This is a genomic window from Limosilactobacillus caecicola (assembly GCF_943192935.1).
Lineage (GTDB): Bacteria > Bacillota > Bacilli > Lactobacillales > Lactobacillaceae > Limosilactobacillus > Limosilactobacillus caecicola.
In genome coordinates, this window is sequence record NZ_CALPCI010000002.1 from 406,950 (window position 1) to 428,369 (window position 21,420).

At 43.1% G+C, this 21,420-nt stretch carries 23 protein-coding genes and 1 tRNA gene; 2 read left to right on the forward strand and 22 right to left on the reverse strand.

The genetic code is table 11. From position 1 onward, the window contains the following. Positions 1 to 7: 7 nt before the first annotated feature. From rseP to NFR43_RS04635, 9 genes are all read right to left on the reverse strand, one after another. On the reverse strand, positions 8 to 1,282 hold the full coding sequence (rseP, locus tag NFR43_RS04595) for an RIP metalloprotease RseP (protein WP_251546907.1): 1,275 nt from the start codon (positions 1,280 to 1,282) through the stop codon (positions 8 to 10). Positions 1,283 to 1,294: 12 nt separating this feature from the next. Next, positions 1,295 to 2,083, reverse strand: coding sequence for a phosphatidate cytidylyltransferase (locus NFR43_RS04600; protein WP_251546909.1), 789 nt, complete (start codon positions 2,081 to 2,083; stop codon positions 1,295 to 1,297). A 22-nt stretch (positions 2,084 to 2,105) separates the two neighbouring features. Continuing rightward, positions 2,106 to 2,867, reverse strand: a complete 762-nt coding sequence (locus NFR43_RS04605) for an isoprenyl transferase (RefSeq protein WP_251546911.1) — start codon at positions 2,865 to 2,867, stop codon at positions 2,106 to 2,108. Between the two features lie 114 nt (positions 2,868 to 2,981). Further along, on the reverse strand, positions 2,982 to 3,542 hold the full coding sequence (frr, locus tag NFR43_RS04610) for a ribosome recycling factor (RefSeq protein WP_251546913.1): 561 nt from the start codon (positions 3,540 to 3,542) through the stop codon (positions 2,982 to 2,984). A 2-nt stretch (positions 3,543 to 3,544) separates the two neighbouring features. Continuing rightward, positions 3,545 to 4,273: a UMP kinase gene (pyrH, locus tag NFR43_RS04615; protein WP_251546916.1), complete on the reverse strand. Its 729-nt coding sequence runs from the start codon at positions 4,271 to 4,273 to the stop codon at positions 3,545 to 3,547. A gap of 84 nt (positions 4,274 to 4,357) precedes the next feature. Continuing rightward, entirely contained in the window at positions 4,358 to 5,233 is an 876-nt protein-coding gene (tsf, locus tag NFR43_RS04620) for a translation elongation factor Ts (protein WP_407658139.1), read from the reverse strand. Positions 5,234 to 5,337: 104 nt separating this feature from the next. Beyond that, positions 5,338 to 6,120 (reverse strand): 30S ribosomal protein S2, encoded by a 783-nt coding sequence (gene rpsB, locus NFR43_RS04625; protein ID WP_251546918.1) that lies wholly within the window; start codon positions 6,118 to 6,120, stop codon positions 5,338 to 5,340. 154 nt (positions 6,121 to 6,274) lie between these two features. Further along, complete coding sequence (locus tag NFR43_RS04630) at positions 6,275 to 6,553, reverse strand: GIY-YIG nuclease family protein (protein WP_251546920.1); 279 nt, start codon at positions 6,551 to 6,553, stop codon at positions 6,275 to 6,277. After that, positions 6,543 to 7,289, reverse strand: a complete 747-nt coding sequence (locus tag NFR43_RS04635) for a tRNA1(Val) (adenine(37)-N6)-methyltransferase (RefSeq protein WP_251546921.1) — start codon at positions 7,287 to 7,289, stop codon at positions 6,543 to 6,545. Before NFR43_RS04635 ends, NFR43_RS04630 begins: the two co-directional genes overlap by 11 nt. A gap of 100 nt (positions 7,290 to 7,389) precedes the next feature. On the opposite strand from NFR43_RS04635, the gene NFR43_RS04640 reads away from it, so the two are divergent. Further along, positions 7,390 to 8,025 carry a lysophospholipid acyltransferase family protein gene (locus NFR43_RS04640; protein ID WP_251546922.1) on the forward strand — a complete coding sequence of 212 codons (636 nt, stop codon included), beginning with the start codon at positions 7,390 to 7,392 and terminating at the stop codon, positions 8,023 to 8,025. Positions 8,026 to 8,067: 42 nt separating this feature from the next. On the opposite strand, the gene NFR43_RS04645 is transcribed toward NFR43_RS04640, so the two are convergent. Beyond that, the gene (locus NFR43_RS04645) at positions 8,068 to 8,295 is read right to left on the reverse strand and encodes a YneF family protein (RefSeq protein ID WP_251546923.1); all 228 of its coding nucleotides are present in this window, start codon (positions 8,293 to 8,295) and stop codon (positions 8,068 to 8,070) included. Positions 8,296 to 8,378: 83 nt separating this feature from the next. Beyond that, positions 8,379 to 8,630, reverse strand: a complete 252-nt coding sequence (locus tag NFR43_RS04650; protein WP_251546924.1) for a DUF896 domain-containing protein — start codon at positions 8,628 to 8,630, stop codon at positions 8,379 to 8,381. 145 nt (positions 8,631 to 8,775) lie between these two features. On the opposite strand from NFR43_RS04650, the gene lexA reads away from it, so the two are divergent. Further along, positions 8,776 to 9,402 (forward strand): transcriptional repressor LexA, encoded by a 627-nt coding sequence (gene lexA / locus NFR43_RS04655; protein ID WP_251546925.1) that lies wholly within the window; start codon positions 8,776 to 8,778, stop codon positions 9,400 to 9,402. A gap of 33 nt (positions 9,403 to 9,435) precedes the next feature. On the opposite strand, the gene NFR43_RS04660 is transcribed toward lexA, so the two are convergent. From NFR43_RS04660 to NFR43_RS04710, 11 genes are all read right to left on the reverse strand, one after another. Further along, positions 9,436 to 10,593, reverse strand: coding sequence for a hydroxymethylglutaryl-CoA synthase (locus NFR43_RS04660; RefSeq protein ID WP_251546926.1), 1,158 nt, complete (start codon positions 10,591 to 10,593; stop codon positions 9,436 to 9,438). A gap of 176 nt (positions 10,594 to 10,769) precedes the next feature. Further along, positions 10,770 to 11,114, reverse strand: a complete 345-nt coding sequence (locus NFR43_RS04665) for an MFS transporter (RefSeq protein WP_251546927.1) — start codon at positions 11,112 to 11,114, stop codon at positions 10,770 to 10,772. Positions 11,115 to 11,788: 674 nt separating this feature from the next. Beyond that, positions 11,789 to 11,877: transfer RNA gene (locus NFR43_RS04670), tRNA-Ser, on the reverse strand. Positions 11,878 to 11,953: 76 nt separating this feature from the next. Next, positions 11,954 to 12,538 (reverse strand): DUF308 domain-containing protein, encoded by a 585-nt coding sequence (locus NFR43_RS04675; protein WP_251546928.1) that lies wholly within the window; start codon positions 12,536 to 12,538, stop codon positions 11,954 to 11,956. 20 nt (positions 12,539 to 12,558) lie between these two features. Next, a complete protein-coding gene (locus NFR43_RS04680; RefSeq protein ID WP_251546930.1) occupies positions 12,559 to 13,077 on the reverse strand; it encodes an adenine phosphoribosyltransferase in 519 nt (172 codons plus the stop codon). Positions 13,078 to 13,090: 13 nt separating this feature from the next. Then, entirely contained in the window at positions 13,091 to 15,403 is a 2,313-nt protein-coding gene (recJ, locus tag NFR43_RS04685) for a single-stranded-DNA-specific exonuclease RecJ (RefSeq protein ID WP_251546932.1), read from the reverse strand. A 123-nt stretch (positions 15,404 to 15,526) separates the two neighbouring features. Next, the gene (locus tag NFR43_RS04690) at positions 15,527 to 16,360 is read right to left on the reverse strand and encodes an SDR family NAD(P)-dependent oxidoreductase (protein WP_251546934.1); all 834 of its coding nucleotides are present in this window, start codon (positions 16,358 to 16,360) and stop codon (positions 15,527 to 15,529) included. Between the two features lie 2 nt (positions 16,361 to 16,362). Next, entirely contained in the window at positions 16,363 to 17,304 is a 942-nt protein-coding gene (gene rnz, locus NFR43_RS04695) for a ribonuclease Z (RefSeq protein WP_251546936.1), read from the reverse strand. Positions 17,305 to 17,326: 22 nt separating this feature from the next. Next, entirely contained in the window at positions 17,327 to 18,640 is a 1,314-nt protein-coding gene (obgE, locus tag NFR43_RS04700) for a GTPase ObgE (RefSeq protein WP_251546938.1), read from the reverse strand. A gap of 63 nt (positions 18,641 to 18,703) precedes the next feature. After that, positions 18,704 to 20,515 carry an excinuclease ABC subunit UvrC gene (gene uvrC / locus NFR43_RS04705; RefSeq protein WP_251546940.1) on the reverse strand — a complete coding sequence of 604 codons (1,812 nt, stop codon included), beginning with the start codon at positions 20,513 to 20,515 and terminating at the stop codon, positions 18,704 to 18,706. A 135-nt stretch (positions 20,516 to 20,650) separates the two neighbouring features. Continuing rightward, a complete protein-coding gene (locus tag NFR43_RS04710) occupies positions 20,651 to 21,397 on the reverse strand; it encodes an amino acid ABC transporter ATP-binding protein (protein WP_275087100.1) in 747 nt (248 codons plus the stop codon). Positions 21,398 to 21,420: the final 23 nt, after the last annotated feature.

A 21,420-nucleotide genomic window follows, 5' to 3' on the forward strand; every position in this document is an offset into this window, starting at 1 on the left:
ACTCCTTTTATTTAATGAAGTAGCGCTGAATATCATTCCAGGTCACTAAAATCATTAATAACATTAAAAATGCGAAACCGATAAAGGTAACAATGCCCTCCGCCTTTTCTGGAATTGGCCGGCGAATGATTCCTTCAATAATGTTCAGAACTAATTTACCCCCGTCTAGTGCGGGAATTGGCAACAGGTTAACAATTCCCAGGTTAATGGAAAGCATTGCCAAAAAGGCTAGCACCCCATTGATCCCTAATGAAGTCGCCTGAGAAGTTCCGGCATAGATTGCTACTGGTCCACCAAGGTCATTCAAACTAAAACCGTGGGTGAACATATGACCGAGGACACTAAAAATAAGGGTCCCGGACAAAATGAATTGGTGCCAACCATACTGGATTCGTGACCGTGCATCAGTCTTTTGCTGTTCGACGATCCCAATTTGGCCCATCGTTTGCTTGTTACGGCGCACCTTCTTAGGAGTCAATTTAGTCGAATAATGACGACCATTTCGAACATATTGCACCGTCAGTCGTTGACCAGGTTTGCTAGAAATTTGTGTCGTCAATGCTGTCCAATTTTTGGTCTGATGGCCAGCCACTTTGGTAATCCGGTCACCACTCTTAATTCCGGCTTTCGCAGCAACAGAAGATGATTGAACTTTTCCGATCACGTTACTGTTGGTCGGAATTCCTGGAAGCGTGAATCCTAAAATCACAAACACAACCAGGGCAAGGATGAAATTATTCATCGGTCCTGCAAAATTGGTCATCATCCGGTGCGGCAAACTTGCAGAATTAATTTGCACATCACGGGGCGCAATCCGGATCTCGGTCCCGTCTCGTTCAATCACGTTTGCATCGTGGTTAACAGAATATTTTTTGACTTCACTCTCGTCGCCATTCACATAGCCGCTGATCCATAAGCCATCAACTAAGTCTTTGTCGACAATTTGCATTGGCAGGCCCTGAAATAACGTTGTCTTATCACTTGCATTAATGGTAATCACTTCGTTTTGATCATTTAACTGTAGCGTGACCGGCGTTCCTGGACGCAGGGTCTCGTCATCATCCTCATCAGCCCCTGCTAAACGAACGTACCCGCCAAGGGGTAATAAACGAATGGTATACGTTGTGCCGTTGTGACGGCTCCACCAAATCTTAGGGCCCATCCCAATCGAAAATTCACGAACTAGGATCCCAGCGCGTTTGGCGAAGTAGTAGTGACCAAATTCATGAACCAATACCAAGACACCAAACACGATAATGAAAGTTATAATTGTGATTAACAAAGAACCACCTCGTTAAATAATCCCCAACAGGTACAGTGCTGGCATGACCATTAACATGCTGTCAAAGCGATCTAAAATTCCACCGTGTCCGGGAAGAATTTTACCAGAATCTTTCACGCCGTAATAACGTTTGAGTGCTGATTCAATCAGATCACCAAACTGACCGAAAATCGACAGTAGGAATGTGGCCAGAACCATCAAGGCATAATTGTCGTAACCAACATGGAAGAAAATTAGGTAGATCGCTAAAACGACTGTTGCAAAGATCGTACCAAGCACAGAGCCCTCAATCGTCTTGTGGGGACTCACCTTTGGCGCCAACTTATGCTTACCAAACTGGCGACCAAAAATATAAGCACCACTATCAGTCAGCCAAACAATTAACATTCCGTACAAAAGGGTCGCAAAGCTAACCGCCCGCGCCTGGACAAACGCATTAAAGCCCATTCCGATATACAGCATTCCTAACACTAGGACACCTGCATCATCAAAGCTGAACCGTCCCTTGTGGATCACCGTATGCAACAAAAGCAAAATGACAATTAAATAAAAAGTGGTTAACCGGTCAAAATGACTTGGTAACCAGTTCAACCAAGTTTTCGGCATTGTAATGACTGCAACACCAAGATAAGACATAATGGCCCCAAAAGAAGTTAGAAACATCTTCTTCATAATGAGGATTTCACTCATCGCAACAATCGCTAACACGATTGCCGCAATTTCTAGGGGTAAGTGACCAATTAAAATTAATGGAATAAAGATTGCCAAACCGACAACCGCTGTAATAACTCTAGTTTTCAAAATAGATACTCATCCTTACTACTTATTTCAGTCCACCAAATCGACGGTGACGATGTTGAAAAATACTAATGGCCTTTTTTAAAGATTCGCCATCGAAGTCTGGCCAATGTTCATTCATAAATACAAATTCACTATATGCGATTTGCCAGAGCATAAAATTGCTCAAACGTTCCTCACCACTAGTCCGGATTAATAATTCCGGATCATCATCAGGAGATAACGGGGCCGTCATCATATGGGCCGCCACTGCGTCCTCAGTGATATCTTCCGCAGCTAATTCTCCTGTGGCTACCTTTTGGGCAAGTTCACGAGTGGCGCGCACAATTTCATCACGACCACCATAATTAAGTGCGAAATTTAACACCATCCCAGTGCATTCCGCAGTATCCGCAATCGCATCTTGGACAGCCGCCTGCGTCTTATCTGGTAACTTACTAATGTCTCCCATGACGGTCACCCGAACATTATGTTTCACCAAATCGGGGACAAATTTATTGAAAAAACGAATTGGCAGATCCATTAAAAATTTAACTTCCTTCGTCGGCCGCTTCCAATTTTCAGTTGAAAAAGCGTACAGCGATAGAACTTTGACACCAAGATCACTCGCTGCAATTGTGACCTTCTTAACGGTCTCCATTCCTTGCTGGTGTCCTGCCACCCGTGGCAAATGCCGTGCCTGGGCCCACCGACCATTACCATCCATAATAATCGCAATGTGATGGGGAATATTTTGTTCGTCTAATTCATATCCTGTTTGGTGAGTTTCTTGATTTTGAGAAAACAAATTGAGCCTCCACTAAACGAATTTTACAATACTCCATTTTACCAGATTTGGGGTAATTTCTCTACAATTTAAACCACAAAGGGTGCCCCACCCGATGTGCGACACCCTTAGAAATTACTTACCCATCAATTCGTCTTCTTTGTCCTTGGCAATGGATTCCAAATTTTTAATTCCATTATCGGTTTCTTTTTGAACCTCATCTTCAAGATGATGGAATTCGTCATCATTGAAGTCTCCATCCTTATTACCTTTTTTAAGGTCGTCCATGGCTTCGCGACGAACGTTCCGAACCGCAACCTTCGCCTTTTCAAGTTCAGCCTTCACATCCTTGACCAGTTCCTTCCGCCGGTCTTCCGTTAATTGAGGAATGATGATGCGAATAGCTTCCCCATCGTTTTGAGGAGTCAACCCTAAATCAGCTTCGTAAATGGCGCGTTCAATATCCTTTAACGTACTCTTGTCATACGGGGAAATTAACAGTTGCCGAGCTTCTGGAATCGTAATTGAAGCCATTTGGTTTAATGGTGTTGGGGCACCATAGTAATCCACCTTCACGGGGTTCAGAATGCTGGCGTTAGCACGGCCAGCCCGAATATCAGCCAAAGTCCGTTTTAAAGCATCACCGGACTTACTCATTTTTTCTTTAGCACTTGCTAAAATTTGTTTTCCATCCATTTTTACTTATCTCCTTCAATTGTGGTCCCAATTTTTTCACCACGAACCACTTTCAAAATATTTCCTGGAGTATTGAGGTTAAAGACAACCAAAGGAATATCATTGTCCATCGACATTGAACTAGCAGTGGAATCCATGACATGTAGGTGCTTATCAATGATATCCATATGTGTTAGGTGATCAAACTTCACCGCTGAAGTGTCCTTGTTAGGATCCGCAGAGTAAACACCGTCAACACCATTTTTCGCCATCAAAATGGCATCCGCATTCATTTCGGCAGCGCGCAGTGCAGCGGTGGTATCGGTGGAGAAGTATGGGCTACCGGTCCCACCGGCAAAGATTACTACCCGACCCTTTTCAAGGTGACGAATCGCTTTACGCCGAATATAAGGTTCCGCAATTTGGCGCATCTCAATTGAAGTTTGGACCCGCGTTTCAACACCAAGACCTTCGAGCGCGTCTTGAAGCGAAAGTGCATTCATAATCGTTGCCAGCATCCCGATGTAATCGGCTTGGGACCTTTCCATTCCCAATTTTTCACCGGTAACCCCGCGCCACATATTACCACCACCAACAACAATACATACCTGGACACCCAGGCCATGCACCTCTTTGATCTCTTTTGCGACCGTCTTTAATTCTGGCGGATTAATTCCAAAGCCTTGGTCGCCGGCGAGCGCTTCACCGCTTAACTTCAGAACAACCCGTTGATATTTAACATCATTCGCCATTAATATGTCCTCCTCGGGAAATCGATTGGTTTGGCTATGAAAAAGAGACTGAGTCACTCCCCAGTCCCTTCAACTACAACTAAATTAACGGTTCAGTTCTTGTTGAACTTCGTCGGCAATGTTAGTTTGCTTCTTTTCGATTCCTTCACCAACTTCGTAGCGAATGAATGACTTCAGCTTACCACCCTTAGATGCCACGTATTCAGCAACGGTCTTGTCGCTATCCTTAACAAATGGTTGGTCTGCAAGACAAATTTCAGACAAGAATTTGTTTAAACGGCCTTCAACAATCTTGTCCACGATCTTTTCAGGCTTACCTTCGTTCAAGGTTTCTTCTTTAAAGACCTTCCGTTCGTGTTCCAAACGGTCAGCAGACACATCGTCTCTAGTCATGAATTCTGGATTAACAGCAGCAACGTGCATTGCAACGTCCTTAGCAGTTGCATCATCAGCACCTTCAAGAACCACTAAAGCTGCGATCCGACCACCTTGGTGCAAGTAAGCACCAAAACTATCACCATCATCTTTTTCAACGATTTCAAAACGACGAAGGCTAACCTTTTCACCAGTCTTCCGGGTAGTTTCAGTTAAGTCATCACCCAAAGTACCGTTGTCGGTCTTGATTTCTAAGGCAGCATCGACATCAGCTGGTTTGTTATCCACTAACTTCTTAGCAACGTCTTTTAAAGCAGCCTTGAATGGGTCAGAAGCAGCCACAAAGTCTGTTTCGGAGTTCAATTCAAGAATGGCAGCGGTGTTGCCGTCAACAACGATGTTAGTTAAACCTTCGGCAGCAATCTTATCGCTCTTCTTAGCAGCTTTGGCAATTCCCTTTTCACGAAGGTAATCCATTGCCTTGTCCATGTCACCGTCAGTTTCAACTAATGCCTTCTTGGCATCCATGATTCCGGCACCGGACTTCTTACGTAATTCCATAACTTGTGAAGCTTTGATAGCCATAATTAAACCTCTCCTTGTTTAATAAAATCTTTTCAATAAAAAACTGTTTTGCACTCAGGCCATCACGGTCCAACTGCAAAACAGCCTAAGTTTTAACTATTTAATTATTTGCTTTCAACGTTCTTCTTAAGATCCTTGAGGGAATCTTCAGAAACTTCTTCGTTGTCAGCAGTCTTGTCATCATCAGCTGCTTGTTGATCGTCTTGACCTTGCTTACCTTCAATGACAGCGTCAGCCATCTTTGAAGTGATCAAACGAACGGCACGAATAGCGTCATCGTTTGATGGGATGATCACGTCAATGTCATCTGGGTCAGTGTTGGTATCAACCATGGCCACGATTGGAATATGAAGCTTTTGCGCTTCACGAACAGCAATTTGTTCCTTGTGAGGATCAACGATGTAAATAACATCTGGGATCCGTGGCATATCTTCAATACCACCTAAGAAACGTTCGAGCTTTTCACGTTGCTTAGTTAAAACGGAAACTTCCTTCTTTGGAAGAACATCGAAAGTGCCATCTTCTGACATCTTCTTCAATTCCTTCAAACGGTTAATCCGTGATTGAATCGTCTTCCAGTTGGTCAAAGTACCACCTAACCAACGGTGGTTAACGTAGTATTGACCTGCACGCGTAGCTTCTTCTTCGATTGAATCTTGCGCTTGCTTCTTAGTACCGACGAAGAGAACAATCCCACCATCAGCAGCAACGTTCTTAACGTAGTCATAAGCGGAATCAATCATCTTAACAGTCTTTTGCAGATCGATAATGTAAATACCGTTCCGTTCAGTAAAGATGTATGGTTCCATCTTAGGGTTCCAACGACGAGTTTGGTGACCGAAGTGGACACCAGCTTCAAGCAATTGTTTCATACTTACAACAGACATGAAATAATACCTCCAAATAGTTTTTTCCTCCCTACCGATCAACTACCCTAAAAACCAGACGGCACCATTTAGGGCATCACGATAGGTGTGAATTGTGCAATCAGCACCAGAAAATATTGTACATAAAAACTTGGCGAACCGCAAGGAAAAAATATCAATTCTTAATTTTAATTCCGTGCGCGTGTAAATAAGCAACTTTTCGTTGGCGGCTTTGGTGTTTAAAATGATACTCGGCACTTAACGCCGCATGTTTGTCAGCAAATTTTTCCTGATAAATCAGCTTCAGGGGATGGCGACTTTTGACCCGCGTATACTTTGCCCCCTTGTAAGCTTGGTGAGTGTGGAATCGACGGGCAACGTTGTCAGTAAACCCACAATATAACGAGTCATCAGCACACAGCAAAACATACATGTAGTACGGTTTATTGCTCATGCAACATCGCCTCTACTGCTGGTGTATAATCACCGTTTTGATCGCCAATGATCAATGGCGGGTCAACAATCATTCCATCCGGCCGACCATCTTTTATTGTTTCAATCAAGACAATATTAGCAGGCTTCCCAGGCTTCGGGTATGCAAACCGAATTCGTTTTACAATCAAACGATGCGCCTCCAACACTTGGATGATTTCCGGTAACCTTTCCGGCCGGTGAACGAGGTAGCCCTTCCCGTTCATTTTGAGCAAGCCACTCATCCGGTCAGCAACGGTCGGCAAATCAATGGTTAGTTCATGCCGTGCTAGTGCTAAATATTGATTGGGATTTTTTTGGCTATTCGGTAAACTTTTGAAATAAGGCGGGTTACATGTGACAATATCAAAATGATCTTTTTTAACATAGTTAAAAAGTTCTTTCACATCCGCATTGATAACGTGGTAACGATCCGTTAATTGATTTAATTCGACACTACGCTCAGCCATATCTGCCAATCGTGGTTGCAATTCAACAGCAGTAATTTGGCCCCCAAGCTTACGGTTTAAAAATAAGGCAATTGCCCCATTACCCGCACATAAATCAATCGTTTGTAACTTATGACGATGATTAGGGCGGACAAAATCAGCCAAGAGCACCGCATCCAGCGAAAAAGCGAAGACTTCACTACTTTGGATAATTTGAATACCTTGACTACTAAGTTGGTCAATTCTTTCGCTGGGTTTAAGTTCTACCATTTCTATTTCTCTCCTGACTATTTAGAATTTCAGCTTGCAACTTGCGGACACATTGCTCATAATAATCATATTATACATAAATAACGTTGAGGTAGTAAAAATGTATGACTTTTTAGTCCACGTGGTTGGCCCGTTCCTGAATTTGATTAATGGTCGGCCCGTCATTAAAAATAAGGAGAACTTACCAGACGGCAACTATATTATTGTTGCTCCACATCGGACTTGGATGGACCCAGTATTGTTAGCCCTGGCCATTTATCCAAAAAAATTTAGTTTTATGGCCAAGGAAGAACTGTTCAAGGGCCGGTTTGCCAACTGGTTTCTCCGCAAGTTAAACGCCTATCCAGTTGACCGCCTGCACCCTGGTCCGTCAGCGATTAAAGTTCCGGTTAAAGAGCTTCGCAAATCCAACCTTTCGACAATTATTTTTCCATCTGGTTCCCGTTACTCATCAAAGCTCAAAGGTGGGGCCTTGATGATTGCTAAACTAGCCGACGTTCCACTAGTGCCAGCTGTTTACCAGGGTCCGTTATCATTTGGCGGGCTTTTTTCACGTCATCATCGTAAAATCGCCTTTGGTAAGCCAATTTATGTTAATCGTAAAGAACGCTTAACAGATGATGTCCAAAAGAAATACGAACTAGAAATGCAAACCGCTTTTGATGATTTGGATCATCAACTAGATCCAAATTTCCACTACCAAATGCCTGAAAAACCGGCCGATGACCATTTTTAATTGAATATCAAAAAAAAGATCGACATATACTGTCGATCTTTTTTACTTACGATTAGCTTTTTTAGCTTGATTCTTCATGGTCTGCATCATCATGTGTAATTTACGATCAGATGGTTTTTGACCCATTTGCAGCATCATTGTCCGCATCATGTCTTCAGAAATTGGTGGATTATTACGTAAGTAATTTTCCATGTACTTCCGTGCACCAAAGAATCCAATTACCAAACCAACTAACAATGCCAAGATCATTAGTAAAATAGTAACTACCACGCTTTGCTTCCCCCTTTAAATTCAATACTATTAATAATACAAAATTATGACATACTTGCAAAGCATTTTTACAATAAAAAAGATTAATCGTCCCGTAGACCCTTCTTACGTTGGATCTCCTTGATCTTTTCAGGGGTGACTTCTTTACCTTCTTTATTGAAAACCTGCGTCATTTCAATTTTACTACGGAAGGCTTCCCGGAAGTTCTTTAAATATTCATCGCGTAATTTCTTCCGTTCCGCTTTTTCTTCTTCCGTTAACCCTTCTGCCTTGTTTTTATGAGCGAGTTCGTTAATCCGCTTTAATAATTCATCTTGTACGTTTTCTTCAGCCATGATTGCCCTCCTTGTTCTTGCAAATACTAGTCTAACCAAGTCCCTTCCCGAATGCAAGATCGAACTCTGAAAGATTACGAACGTACGTTTACACTCTCTAAATCCTATGCTAAAATGTTCTTAATTACTAGATTGAGGTGGAATTATGCCAAGGAACGCAATTGATAAGCAAACAGCCGTTTTAAATTACATCCATAAGCAGGTCGCTGCCCAAGGATACCCGCCGACAGTCCGGGAAATTTGTGCTGCCGTCGGGCTTTCCTCAACTTCCACAGTTCACGGGCACATCAACCGACTGATCAAAAAGGGCTACCTAAAAAAGGACCCTGCTAAGCCGCGGGCACTTGAAATCACCCCGGATGGGTTAGCATTTTTAGGCATCAAGCCCAAGCAAGATAAAATCCCGCTCCTTGGCATCGTTGCCGCTGGTGAACCAATTCTCGCCGAACAGGACGCAACTGACTTTTTCCCAATTCCACCAACGATTAATGATAGTGACGACTTGTTCATGCTTCAAATTCAGGGTACCAGCATGATTAATATGGGAATCCTCGATGGTGACAAAGTGATTGTTCGTCGGCAAAGTACCGCTAATAATGGTGACGTCGTTATTGCGATGACGAGCGAAAACGAGGCAACTTGCAAACGATTCTTCAAAGAAGAAAGTTATTATCGTCTGCAACCAGAAAATGATACGATGGATCCAATCCTCCTTGACCATGTTACCATTTTGGGCAAGGTTGTCGGCTTATTCCGGGATAACATTTACTAACAAAGCAAAAGCAGCGCTCGAGGCGCTGCTTTTTTACTGAATCCGGTAAAGTCGCTTAAAGTTTTTCTGACCTGTCAGGACAAACGGCGATGGGTCATTTGAAACATCAAATTCAATATCCGCTGCTGACATCCCTAATTGACCATTAAATAAACGTTCATATTCTTCAATAGAAACCCGTTGCCGACCAGTTAACGCGGTTAACTGGTCTTCACCAATGCGATCGCGATAACCTGGTTGCAGAATTCCTGAATAAAATTCCCCTTCGGCCCCGGAACCATAACTAAATAACCCAATTCGTTCACCAGGTTGAACATCACCATTTTGTAATAATGACAATAGTCCAAGATATAAAGAACCGGTATACAAATTACCGACCTGGCGAGAGAGTGTTTGCTCCGCCTGCAGGTTGCTACGTAAGCGCTGGGCAATGTTACTGTGATCATCACCGAGTAAGCCTTCAAGCCCCTTCTTACCCATTTTGGTATATGGTAAGTGAAAAATCAACGCAGCAAAATCTGCCAAGGTCCGACCGGTAATTTGTTGGTAGCGGTGATAGGTTTTTAAAAAGAAATCAACGTATACCTGATTAGAATATTTGCCGTCAACATGGGCATTTTCGGCATACAACGGGCGCCAAAAATCCATTAAATCTTGTGTGTATGGCACACTGACTGGTTCAACCGCTAACACGTGTGGATCAGCACTAATCAACATTGCCACCGCCCCTGCTCCTTGGGTCACCTCTCCCGGAGTGTTGAGCCCATAGCGGGCAATATCTGCGGCAATAATTAGCACAACCTCCTGCGGATTAAGGGCCACAATTCCTCGGGCAAATTGTAAAGCCGCCGTTGCGGAATAACAGGCCTCTTTGGTTTCAACCACCCGAATGTAATCATTCAATCCTAATAAGTGCTTGATATAGATCCCACTCGCCTTGGAGTGGTCGATACCTGATTCCGTCGCCACAATTAATGTTGAAACCCGCTTTAATGCCGTAGCCGATAACTTAACGGCTGCTTGTGCTCCTAGCGTGACAATATCCTGAGTTGGTGGAACCACAGCTTGGCGGTCTTGGCCAATGCCGATCTTATATTTATTCGGATCTTCGCCCCGCGCTGCAGCTAAATCATCCATTTCAAAATAAAATGGCGTCGTTGCAAAGGCCATTTCATCAATCCCAATTCTCATTTTTCTCGCTCCAATTAGTAATTCTTAAATTTGCTTAACCACCATATTATACCGATCAGGTAAATAACAATGCAACAATTAACCTCAGCCGGTTAGTGCCGACGCTGGTTAATTGTTGCATTTTTCATATGTTGTTGATAGTCATCGGTTCTTCAGTCTAGTTAGCTTTGGCATCGTTAGACCGCTGTTCCAAAAATCTTTTGACATTGATAAAATTCGTCTTCAGTGTAGTCATATTTCATTAAAACTAACAACCGTAGCAATGAAGCAACCGCTGGGATAATGGAAATAATGACAAAAATCCCGGTGAGCGTGGTTGAACTTTGTGTGACGTTGGGTTGATAACCGATTAATGATAGCGTTAATCCAGTCGTGGCACCAGCAACGGCAATTGCCAATTTAGAAGCAAAGGTTTGGCCGCCGAGGACGACGGCTTCACACCGATTACCAGTTTTTACTTCACTATATTCAACCGTTTCCATGGCGACTTTCAAGAAAAACAGAATCAAAATAATTAACATGTACTTGTTTGCCTTGACGTTGGTCCAAATGTCGTGAGCAGTCAGTTTTTCCGTTTTTTTGCCACCACCCGTTCTTTAGTGAACCGGTAACCAAATTCCATAAATAGGAACCCGACAACTCATCGGCCGCATGAAGCGGTAGAACAAGGATGTCCCACATCGTATCTTCTATACTGCTATGAGGCGGTGTTATGGGATCAGAAGTATCTTTGATATGACGTCTGTTCCGAATTTCTTCAAGTTGTTTTCGATCTAAGTCCGTACCAGACATCCAATCCATAAATTTAGAGAGCAACCATATGGGTAAAACAATGCCTCCTAAAATCATAAAAATAAAAGTCCATAATTGTAGCCAGGTAATCGCAATAAGAGCAATTATAGAAAAAAATACTCCATCACCGATGGAGTATTCTATCTTTTTTCTTATTATTTAGACTCATAAATTAACTACAACTCCTAAATAAAGTAATTGATTAGTTAACAACAGAAATAATAATTTTTAATCACACCTTTATTATAACAGAACAAACAGAACTAGGAGCACCAAAAGAGCACCAGAGTTGGCCAAACTCAGCCCTAACAGAATAAATAAAAAAACAGCCTGAAACGTTGATCTAACAACATCTCAAGCTATTTAATGGAACACTCAGCCCTAGCTGTGCCCTAGCATAAAAAGGAGAGTACAGGATTTGAACCTGCGCGCCCATTCAACATGGGTTCGCCGGATTTCGAGTCCGGTGCATTACCACTCTGCCAACTCTCCATAACAAAGGCTATTATATCAAGATTTACAATAATGATCAAGAACTGCCAATTATTGTTACTTGATTAACCTTCAATTATTTAATCGCCGTGTAGGTCTGCTGACCATCTTTAGCAGTGTAGACTGCTGAATTACTATCATCAGGATTCATAAGGCTAACTGAATAACCATCACCTAAGACCTTTTTCAGTTGCTTGGAAGTCGAAACAATCGACTTGGAAAGATTAGACCAACCTACCTGGTCAGCTTGGTCTGGATTTTGAATAATGTAAGTAATTGCTTTACTTTCATCACCGTCATTGGGTTGAATTTTATAAGTCTTAGAGTCACTATCATAGGATACTGAACCCAATTTTGTATATGACTTTTGCATTTGTCGCAAGATTGCCATTTCTTTGGCGTTTTGCGATTGGGTAGTTTGGGTTTGCAAACCACTATTCGAAAACGATGAAAGACTACTACTATTTGTGGTTTGGGAGCTAGAATTGCTCGACTGGTGGTGCCAAACTGGAAGGTTAATGACACCATAAACAGTCGCCGCCAAACTTACCACCACAATAAAGGTCGCCCACTTCCATTGGCGATACTGCTGCCAAGAATTAACCAGGTAAAACAGTCCCAAAATCAGCATTAAGCCACCAAAAACTACTAGTAAAATCATTATCTTAAACCTACGATTTCTTAATATTCCATCAATGCCTTCACATCGTAATCAGCGATTTTTTCGCGACCCTTCAAATCTTTCAGTTCAATGATAAATGCAGTGCCGACGACAACGCCACCCATCCGTTCTACCATATCAATGGTAGCCGAAATGGTACCACCAGTGGCTAATAAATCATCGACCACCAGTACTCGTTGACCTGGCTTGATTGAATCATCTTCCATTTGCAAAGTTGCTTCCCCATATTCTAAATCATATGAAGAAGAGATCGCCTTGCGAGGTAGCTTACCCTTCTTACGAGCTGGGGCAAAGCCCACGCCTAGTTCATAAGCCACTGGACAACCGACAATGAAGCCCCGTGCTTCTGGACCAACAACCATATCAACATGCTTATTTTTCGCGTAATCAACAATCTCGTCAGTTGCCTGCTTGAACGCCTGCCCATCAGCCATCAAGGGTAAGATATCACGAAAGATAATCCCCTTTTCTGGATAATCTGGAATACTAACAACATACTTGTGGAGGTCTAAAGCCATAAAAAATTCTCCTTTAATTTGAAGCGAGGTGTTTTCGAACCCACGCGTTCAAAGTATTTGTATCACTCTTTAATAAAACTTGTTCGACTTGTAAGCGCGCTGCATAATTTTGATATACCCGGGTCGCTTCTAATTGACCATTTTGAATCTGCGCTGCTAATTTTAACAAGCCATTATTCATTGTAACAAATCTCAGTTCTAAAAACACTTTTATCATCAAAACAAGTTGGTTCCTTGTCACTTTTAAATAATCGCTCAGGGCGCTACCTTGTTGTGACAAATTGATTGCCTTACTCTGTCGAATGGTTCGGTATAAGTTAACAAATTGTTGACGAGTGGGCAGCGGATCTTGATGTAACTGTTGGTGATCAAATAACCATAATTTAACGGTTTGAACCCCCGTCAGTTGTTCTAAAACACGCACTAAATCTGTAATCCTTGCCGGGGTATCAACAATAATTAATTCGTGACCATCCTGTCCAACATTTTCCGCATGGGTTCCATCTACAACAATCCCCTTCACATGGCCCTCAATATTTCGCCGTAGCCGGTCGTTAAATACTACATAGACCGCTTGATCGGCAAACATTTTGGCCTGAAGTTGATGAGTTCGGGCATCCATAACGACTGGTCCTTGGGCCGTTTGGTCCTTCAGCATCATCTGGATTTTTTTATTACCGCGCCAAGAATTTACCGATAGTTGCCCAATAAAAGATATCTGGGAACCCGGAGAAAATTGATCAGCTAATTGGCCTTGATTAAACACCAGAATGTCCACAGGTTGAGCATCACCAATGGTAAACTTCAAATGCTGATTTGTCTTCCCCATTTGTTGAACCTTTTGAATCACTGGCTGATCTATTTCAAAAAGCGGTTCCTCATTATCGGGGCCAAACGGTGCTAGCCGCTGAACTTGAGAATATAAGTCAAGCGAAAGATCACTAGTTGTCAATTGAGCAGTCACCTCAATTTGCGGTTGCCTGTGTAAATCTAATTGCTGATCATCCGCTGCCTGTTCGAGAACTTTCGCAATCGCCGGCACCTGAGTAATCAAAAATGACATTCCGCAGGCCATTACGTGACCACCAAAGGCTTTCATTAAATCACGATGGCCATCCAAGGCGGCAAAGAGGTCATAGCCGTCAATACTTCGCCCGGATCCTTTCGCTACTAACTCCCCCTGATTAACGCTGGCAACAATTGTTGGTTTGCCAGTTTGTTCAACCACTTTACTGGCCACAATCCCTAACACCCCTTGATGCCAACCGTGGCCTACGATTAAGAGTGTCTTTCGTTGCAAATTATCAGGAGTTTGAGCCTTAGCCAACGCTTCTTGCGCAATTTGTGCCACTAACTGTTGACGTTCTTGATTACACTCATCTACCTGTTTAGCTAACCGTTGGGCCTCATCTGCATCAACCGTGGTTAATAATTTTACTCCGTCATTGCCATTCGCAATCCGTCCAAGCGCATTTAACCGTGGCGCTAGTTGGAAAGCAACATCCTGGCCTGTTAATTCCTCTTCAGCGACGTTGGTCAATTTTAACAAAGCATGTAAACCTGGACGAAGCCCCTGCTGCAATTGTTGAATGCCTAGTTTTACCAAAGCATGATTTTCTTTAGCCATCGAAACCAGGTCAGCAATTTCACCAATCGCTACCAGGTCGAGTAGTTCAGTTGGAAATTCTTCAAGTAAACCCCACGCGGCTTTAAAGGCCACCCCAACTCCTGACAGGTCACCGTAGGGATACTCCGCACCCGGAAATTGTGGATGGACGATTGCAACAGCGTCAGGTAGTTGCTCAGGCAGGCTATGGTGGTCAGTAATCACGACATCCACATCGTGATCCTTAGCAAAGGCCACCTCATCCTTTCCCGTCACCCCATTATCGACCGTCACAATAAGCTTCGTTCCGGAATCAATGATTCTTTGGTAAGCCTCCTGATTAGGTCCATAGCCATCTTTAAAACGGTCAGGAACGTAGTAATCAACATTGGCCCCCATGGTTTCCAACGTTTCATACAAGAGGGCAGTCGACGTCATGCCATCTGCATCATAATCCCCATAAATAGTGATCTTTTCACCAACGTTAATAGCCTGACGAATGCGTTGAACCGCTTTATCCAGATCATGTAATTTTTCTGGAGGTTGAATTTGCTGTAATTGTGGTTTTAGGAACAATTGGACATCTGCAAGCGATTTGAAACCACGAGCAACCAATAAGTTGGCTAACGCTCGTGGCAGTTGGCACTGTTCCTGAATCGTCTGAACTAGTTGCTCGTCTTGTTGGGGAACAAGTTGCCAATCATATTTTGCCTTTAACATTAATTTTCTCCTCAATATCTAGCTGGTCTGCTGCCAAGCTCCAAACGCAAAACCAAGGAAGGTCCAGAATGTTGAAACATCAACAAGCTGGACCTTTGATGTAAATTTAGCGCAGTTCCCGAATTACAGGGCATCCTTGTTTTGTTGAAAATCAAAGAAACGCTTAATTGCCCAATCACCAATCCCTGGCATGACTTGATACAACCAGCTAATCGCGGTCGTGTACCCAGGAACGTTTATTTCACGGGTTTTATAGCCAACATTCTTCCAAACCGTCTTCGCCAAATCTTCCGGTTCAATGACCATCCATGAAGGAATGTGCGACAAGTAGCTACCATCAGGATCAGCCTGTGCAAAGAAGTGCGTTGCCACAGGTCCTGGATTGACAGTCAACACCTGAACACCATAGTCAGCTACTTCCATTCGTAAAATATTATCAAATTGGATCACACCGGCTTTGGTGGCAGAATAGGCTGCACTATTGGGTGTTGGAACTTTTCCCGCCAAAGAGGCCACGTTGATAATTGCGCCATACCCCTGGTCCATCATTTGTTTAGCAACACACCGGCTGAGGTACATAGTTGCCAATAAGTTAACATCGACCATCTGTTGCATGGACTGCCGACTCTGTTGAGCAACTGGTACCATGTCACCAAGCCCTGCCGCATTAACTAACACATCAATTTCGCCAACTTCATGCTGAACTTTATCTAGTACCTCATCAATTTGGTCTGGATCAGTAACATCAAGTTGATAGGCAAAGGACGGCCGACCGGAGAGAATCAAACACTTGTGGGCCACTTCCTCCAATTTAGCTTGGTCACGTGAACAAACGACCACAATTGCGCCGCGGTGGGCAGCTTCTAACGCTAACTGTTCGCCGATGCCACTCGACCCACCAGTAATTAAGACAATTTTGTTTCTTAAAAGGCGTAACGCCTTTAACCGTTTCATCATGATCATTCTCCCCCTTTATTTTTAAAAGGAATATCATAAATTGAAAAATCCCTAACTACTTTAGTATTCGGAAAAATATCTCGCACTTGATATGCAAGATCATTGGCAGTTTTGCCAACATAGCGCGCCGAAATATGATTCAGTAATAATAGGTGTACGTGCGCTTTTTTTGCGATATTAGCCGCCTGGACGCTTGTTGAATGGTAGTAATTATGGGCTAATTTGGCTTCACCTTTACCAAAGGTGCTTTCATGAACGAGAACATCTGCGTCCTGAGCCAACTCAACCGCGTTTTTGGTTTTACGGGTGTCACCAAGGATCGCCACAATCCGTCCCTTCTGTGGTTGGCCGATAAAATCTTGACCGTTTAACACGGTTCCATCATCAAGCGTAACTATTTTACCTTGCTTAATTTGACCATAGATTGGTCCAGAAGGAATGCCTAGCGCCCGTAACTTGTCAACTCGTAGTTCCCCAGGGTGATCATGTTCGACAACCCGATACCCAAAACAAGCAATTTTATGATCCAGGTGCTTGGCATATACCGTAAAGGTTTGATCACTAAAGAGCTCTCCATCATCAGTGATTTCCACAAATTTAATTGGGTAACTTAACCTTGATTCGCTAATGCGTAATGAAGTCTGTACGTATTCTTTAATCCCTACGGGGCCATAAATCGTCAGTGGCTCGGTGCCACCCTGAAAAGAGCGTGAACTGAGTAGTCCTGGCAGGCCAAAGATGTGGTCCCCATGCAAATGAGTGATAAAAATCTTTTCAATTTTGCGCGGGCGAATTGTAGTGTTTAAAATCTGGTGTTGAGTAGCTTCGCCGACATCAAAGAGCCAAATAGCATTCCGTTCCTCAAGTAACCTTAATGCTAAGCTTGAAACGTTGCGTGACTTGCTTGGTGAGCCGGCTCCGGTGCCTAAAAACTCAATCTGCATTCTGTTTCCAACTTTCTAAATTTTACTGAATAAATTCAAATACAAAATCATCAATTCTGACTTGATCGCCATCCTGAATTCCTTTAGCCCGTAATGCTTCGTCAACTCCCATGTGACGTAGTTGACGAGCAAAACGAAGTTGACTCTCTTCGTGATCCATATTAGTCATCGCAAACAATTTTTCTAGCTTGGCACCAGAAAGAACCCAAGTGCCATCATCATCACGGGAAATCGTGAATTCTGGTTCATCCGCATCTTGTTGCTTGATGCCGTAATGAACGCTTTCTTGCTTGTCGTGGCTTTCACTATCAAAGGCTGGCGTCTTATCTAGAACTGCCGCCGTTTCCTTCATCAAATCATCAATTCCAGCATGAGTAATGGCGGAAATTGGCATAATTTCTGGTGTGGTTGGCAATGTCTCATCATTCAATAACGCCTTTTTAAAACGTGCCAGATTTTCATGTGCATTGGGCATGTCCATTTTGGTTGGCACAATAATTTGGGGGCGCTTTAATAATTCCGGATCATAACTGGCCAATTCATGATTAATTGATTGGTAACGTTCGAATGCTTGATCTGGATCAGCCGAACTCATATCAATGAGGTGTAGTAAAACTCGGGTGCGTTCAATATGACGCAGAAATTGTAAGCCCAAGCCAACCCCTTTGGAGGCTCCTTCAATTAATCCAGGCATATCCGCCATGGCGAAATCGCGACCATCTGGCAGCATCACCATTCCTAAGTTAGGCACGAGCGTCGTAAATTCATAAGCGGCAACTTTAGGCTTAGCTCCCGTCACAACCGATAAAAGAGTTGACTTACCGACAGAAGGATAACCAATTAAACCAACATCCGCCAGCATTTTCAATTCTAATTCAAGGTAATGATCTTCACCCGGTTCACCATTTTCCGCAATTTCTGGTGCTGGATTTTTAGCAGAGGCAAACCGCATGTTACCACGGCCACCACGGCCGCCCTTAGCAATTACCAACTCATCACCATTTTTGACAAGGTCACCGATAATCTCGCCAGTATCTAAATCACGAACCGTAGTGCCTTGTGGGACCGGGACAACCGTATCTTGGGCATCTGCCCCGGTCATCTGCTTACTCATTCCGTTGCCACCATTTTTGGCTTTAAAAATTCGGTGATAACGGAAATCCATAAGGGTCCGCAGTCCTTCATCAACTTTCAAAATAATGCTGCCGCCACGGCCCCCGTCGCCACCGGCAGGACCACCGTTTGGAACGTACTTTTCCCGTCGAAAGGCAACCATTCCGTTGCCACCTTTACCGGCATGTGCTTCAATTTTGACTTGATCGACAAATGTTGACATAGTATTTCTCCGTTCTATTAGCTAATAAAATAAGTATATTTGAAATTCGCTGGGGCGTCAAAATTAATCATGGCTACTACCCTTGGCAACTTCCGCGTTTTTTTGTAATGAAACTTTGATTAACTGGGCAGTTGGCCGGTTAATCCCCAAAGCATGAATATCATCAACAGAAGCTGCGGCAATCTTATTAATGGAACCAAACTCCTTTAAGAGTTTATTGCGGGTTCGTGGCCCAACCCCTTTGATTTCATCTAAACGCGAGCTCAACGAGTGCTTAGTATGGACCTTCCGGTGAAAAGTAATCGCAAAGCGGTGAACTTCATCTTGAATCCGCTGGACAAGGTAAAATGCCTGACTACGTGGATCAAGATCGACGTGTTCGTCATGATCACCAAAGAGCAAGTCTGCAGTCCGGTGCTTATCATTTTTCACCATGCCCACAACTGGAATATCTAACCCTAGCTCATTTTCTAAAACATCCTTAACCGCATTCATTTGTATTTCACCACCATCCATGAAAATCATGTCTGGCATTGGTTTGTTTTCCTTTAATAGTCGCGAATAACGCCGCCGAATGACTTCTTTCGTGCTTGCTGTTTCATCAGCGTGATTAATGACCGTTTTTAATTTGTATTTACGGTACAATTTCTTTGCTGGTTCGCCATCGATGAAGACCACCATCGCTGAAACTGGATCAGCCCCCTGAATATGAGAGTGATCAAATGCTTCAATTTTGTGACCAGTTGGTAAGCCTAACGCATCAGTAATTTCCTTCATCGCGCCAGTAGTCTTTTGACGATCCATTTCTAACAAACGAAATTTTTCATCCAATGACAGTTGCGCATTCTCTTTGGCCATCGCCATGAGATCCGCTTTTTCACCCCGCTGTGGAGTCCGTACCGGAACCCCTAAAATTTCACTTATTTCCTGATTTGGTAAGCCGGCCGGTAGCAAAATTTCCTTTGGCAACAATTTGTTGCGCCGGTTATAAAATTGCAGAATAAAACTAGTCATTTCTTCATCTGCGGTATCAACAATCGGGAATAAGCGTTTTTCACGCTTCATTAATCGCGCTTGCCGAATAAAGAAGACTTGAATTGACAACCATCCTTTATCAATATAGAAATTAAAGAGATCCCGGGGGGTCTCATCTTGAGAAATGATCTTTTGCTTTTCAACGGTAACTTCAATGTAATGAATTTGGTCGCGAATCTCTGCCGCCCGCTCATATTCCATTTGGGAAGCCGCTTCTTCCATTTGTTTAGTTAAGCGCTGCTTAACTCGCTTCGTATTACCATTGAGGAATGATTTAATTCTTTGAATTTGACGATCATACTCTTCCTGAGGAACTTCTTTAAAACACGCCCCAAGACATTGGCCAAGGTGGTAATAGAGACACGGGCGACCTTGATAACCATTACACCGACGTAATGGAAAGACCTTCTGAATAAAGTGAACCGTTTCTTCAGCCGCGTAAACATTAGGATACGGACCGAAGTAATAAGCTTGATCATTTTTAATTTGACCAGTAATCATAATTCGTGGATCCCGCTCATGCGTAATCTTAATGTATGGGTACCCGGTACCACGCTTAAGTTTGATGTTGTAGTATGGTTGATGCTTTTGAATCAACGTAATTTCAAGTAAAAAGGACTCCTTATTAGTCGAAGTAACGATGGTTTCAAAATCAGCAACTTCCGAAACCATTGCCGCAACCTTTCCCGTATGGCTACTTTTGAAATAGGAGCGGACCCGATTTTTCAAATTTTTGGCCTTACCAACGTAAATAATTTGGCCATTGATATTTTTCATAATATAACAACCGGGCCGGTCTGGCAGCAATGCTAATTTATGTTCTAAATATTCGGTTGCCATGAGCTACCTCCTTTCCCTTAAGATACTTAATTAATATTTTATACCAATCGAACATATGAACGCAAAAACATCTCCAATTTTTTATAAAAAAGAGGCCGCTAATTAACGACCTCTGATATAAAAATTATAGTTTTACTATGCTTCAAGAATTTTTTGAAGAAATTCCTTGGCCCGATCCGTCTTCGGATGAGCAAAAAACTCATCAGGCGTGGCCTTTTCTTGAATCCCCGCGTCGGCCATAAACCAAATTTGATCAGCAACATTTTTGGCAAAGCCCATTTCGTGAGTAACCACCACCATCGTCATGCCATCGTTGGCAAGTTCTTGCATAACCTTGAGTACTTCTCCAACCATTTCTGGATCCAGGGCACTCGTTGGTTCATCAAAAAGCATCACATCCGGTTTCATTGCTAATGCCCGTGCAATGGCCACCCGTTGTTGCTGACCGCCGGACAAGCTCGCTGGGTAAGCATCCGCCTTCGCCCCCATGCCGACTTCAGTCAGCAATTGCTTCGCAACGGCGGTGGCATCATCATCTGCCATGTTTTTAACCTTTTTTGGTGCTAATTTAACATTTTCCAGCACCGTCTTGTTTGGAAACAGATTGAAGCTTTGGAAGACCATTCCCATTTTTTCACGGATTGCTTGGACCCCTTTTTCATTCAGTGACGTCAAATCAGTCCCTTCAACAAAGACTTTCCCACTAGTTGGTTTTTCCAGCTGATTAAGGCAACGTAAGAAGGTTGATTTCCCAGCCCCAGATGGGCCAATAATGCAAATCACCTGGCCCTTTTTTACTTGACCATTAATATCTTTCAAAATGGTGTTCTTACCAAATTTCTTCGTTAAGTTTTGAATATCAATCATTACTTCTTCTGTCATAATCTTTCCCCCGTCAGTCTTAT

Coding starts and splice junctions, on each gene's coding strand:
- frr (WP_251546913.1), bottom strand. CDS start 3,542: ATGGATGGAAAACAAATTTTAGCAAGTGCTAAAGAAAAAATGAGTAAG.
- pyrH (WP_251546916.1), bottom strand. CDS start 4,273: ATGGCGAATGATGTTAAATATCAACGGGTTGTTCTGAAGTTAAGCGGT.
- tsf (WP_407658139.1), bottom strand. CDS start 5,233: ATGGCTATCAAAGCTTCACAAGTTATGGAATTACGTAAGAAGTCCGGT.
- rpsB (WP_251546918.1), bottom strand. CDS start 6,120: ATGTCTGTTGTAAGTATGAAACAATTGCTTGAAGCTGGTGTCCACTTC.
- NFR43_RS04630 (WP_251546920.1), bottom strand. CDS start 6,553: ATGAGCAATAAACCGTACTACATGTATGTTTTGCTGTGTGCTGATGAC.
- NFR43_RS04635 (WP_251546921.1), bottom strand. CDS start 7,289: ATGGTAGAACTTAAACCCAGCGAAAGAATTGACCAACTTAGTAGTCAA.
- NFR43_RS04640 (WP_251546922.1), top strand. CDS start 7,390: ATGTATGACTTTTTAGTCCACGTGGTTGGCCCGTTCCTGAATTTGATT.
- NFR43_RS04650 (WP_251546924.1), bottom strand. CDS start 8,630: ATGGCTGAAGAAAACGTACAAGATGAATTATTAAAGCGGATTAACGAA.
- lexA (WP_251546925.1), top strand. CDS start 8,776: ATGCCAAGGAACGCAATTGATAAGCAAACAGCCGTTTTAAATTACATC.
- NFR43_RS04660 (WP_251546926.1), bottom strand. CDS start 10,593: ATGAGAATTGGGATTGATGAAATGGCCTTTGCAACGACGCCATTTTAT.
- NFR43_RS04665 (WP_251546927.1), bottom strand. CDS start 11,114: ATGTTAATTATTTTGATTCTGTTTTTCTTGAAAGTCGCCATGGAAACG.
- NFR43_RS04675 (WP_251546928.1), bottom strand. CDS start 12,538: ATGATTTTACTAGTAGTTTTTGGTGGCTTAATGCTGATTTTGGGACTG.
- NFR43_RS04680 (WP_251546930.1), bottom strand. CDS start 13,077: ATGGCTTTAGACCTCCACAAGTATGTTGTTAGTATTCCAGATTATCCA.
- recJ (WP_251546932.1), bottom strand. CDS start 15,403: ATGTTAAAGGCAAAATATGATTGGCAACTTGTTCCCCAACAAGACGAG.
- NFR43_RS04690 (WP_251546934.1), bottom strand. CDS start 16,360: ATGATGAAACGGTTAAAGGCGTTACGCCTTTTAAGAAACAAAATTGTC.
- rnz (WP_251546936.1), bottom strand. CDS start 17,304: ATGCAGATTGAGTTTTTAGGCACCGGAGCCGGCTCACCAAGCAAGTCA.
- obgE (WP_251546938.1), bottom strand. CDS start 18,640: ATGTCAACATTTGTCGATCAAGTCAAAATTGAAGCACATGCCGGTAAA.
- uvrC (WP_251546940.1), bottom strand. CDS start 20,515: ATGGCAACCGAATATTTAGAACATAAATTAGCATTGCTGCCAGACCGG.
- NFR43_RS04710 (WP_275087100.1), bottom strand. CDS start 21,397: ATGACAGAAGAAGTAATGATTGATATTCAAAACTTAACGAAGAAATTT.